The following is a 1,692-nucleotide window of genomic DNA, read 5'->3' as shown; positions in this document are numbered from 1 at the left end:
CGAGCGGGCGACGATCCCGGCGCTGTTCGAGGCGCAGGCGGCGGTGCGTCCGGATGCGCCCGCCGTGACGTTCGAGGGTGTGTCGTGGACGTACGCCGAGGTCAACGCGAAGGCGAACCGTCTGGCGCGCCGGCTCATCGGGCAGGGGGTGGGGCCGGAGCAGTTCGTGGCGCTGGCGCTGCCTCGATCGGCCGACCTTGTCGTGGCGATCCTGGCCGTGCTGAAGGCGGGCGCGGCCTACGTTCCGATCGACCCCGATTACCCCGAGGACCGCATCGCGTACATGGTCGAGGATGCGCGCCCGGTCGTCACGCTCGGCCCGGACGACCTGGACGTCACCGGCCAGCCGGACACCAACCCCGGTGTGGCCATCGACCCGGACCATCCGGCGTATGTGATCTACACGTCGGGTTCGACGGGTCGTCCTAAGGGTGTGGTGGTTCCGCATCAGAATGTGGTGCGGCTGCTGCGTTCGACGGAGGAGTGGTTCGGTTTCGGTCCGGACGATGTCTGGACGTTGTTCCACTCCTACGCGTTCGACTTCACGGTGTGGGAGCTGTGGGGTTCGCTGCTGTACGGCGGCCGTCTGGTGGTCGTCCCGTATCTGACGTCGCGTTCGCCGGAGGATTTCCTGGCTTTGCTGTCTGCGGAGAGGGTGACGGTCCTCAACCAGACTCCGTCGGCGTTCTACCAGTTGATGGCCGCCGACCGGGACAACCCGGGTACGGATCTGGCGTTGCGCTTCATCGTGTTCGGTGGCGAGGCCCTGGATCTTGGTCGCTTGGAGGACTGGTACTCCCGGCATGCTGAGGACGCGCCGAGGCTGGTCAACATGTACGGGATCACCGAGACCACGGTGCATGTCTCGTATCTTGCGCTGGACCGGGCTTATGCGGCGTCCGCGCCCGGCAGTGTCATCGGCGCAGGGATCCCCGACCTGCGGGTTTATGTTCTGGACGATCGTCTGCAGCCGGTTCCGCCGGGTGTGTCCGGTGAGCTGTACGTCGCGGGCGCGGGCCTGGCTCGCGGCTATCTGAACCGTCCGGGCCTGTCCGCCGAGCGGTTCGTCGCCGACCCGCACGGCAAGCCCGGAACCCGCATGTACCGGACGGGTGACCTTGGCCGCTGGCTGGACGATGGCCGCCTGGAATACCTCGGGCGTGCTGACCAGCAGGTGCAGCTGCGTGGTTTCCGGATCGAGCTGGGTGAGATCCAGGCCGCCTTGACCAGGCATGACGCCGTCAAGGACGCTGCCGTGATCGTCCGCGACGACCGTCTCGTCGCCTATGTCGTGGCCGATGGTGTCGACACCGCCGACCTGCGCAGATTCGCCGGAAGGGATCTGCCTGACTACATGGTCCCGGCGGTGGTCGTCGAGCTGGACGTGCTGCCGTTGACGGCCAATGGCAAGCTTGATCGCAAGGCGTTGCCCGCTCCGGATTTTGCGGGGAGGGTGTCCTCGCGTGCTCCGCGCACCGGCGAGGAGGAGGTTCTTGCGGGCTTGTTCGCCGAGGTGCTGGGGTTGGAGCGGGTCGGGGTCGATGACGGGTTCTTCGACCTGGGCGGTGACTCGATCATCGCGATCCAGCTGGTGTCCCGTGCCCGTCAGTCCGGCCTGGTCATCACGCCCCGTGATGTGTTCCAGCACCAGACCGTCGAGGAACTGGCCGCCACCGCACAACCGGTCGGCGA

Annotated in this window: 1 protein-coding gene; it reads left to right on the top strand. The window is 67.1% G+C overall.

Annotated features, from left to right (window positions below; translation table 11 throughout):
• A partial coding sequence (locus tag SM418_RS37900) for an amino acid adenylation domain-containing protein (RefSeq protein WP_371946471.1) occupies positions 1-1,692 on the top strand: 1,692 nt, incomplete at both ends.

It is taken from the genome of Actinomadura chokoriensis, from assembly GCF_041463665.1.
Lineage (GTDB): Bacteria > Actinomycetota > Actinomycetes > Streptosporangiales > Streptosporangiaceae > Spirillospora > Spirillospora chokoriensis_A.
The sequence above is the reverse complement of the archived record's forward strand: the minus strand, read 5'-3'. Positions and strand labels throughout refer to the sequence as shown.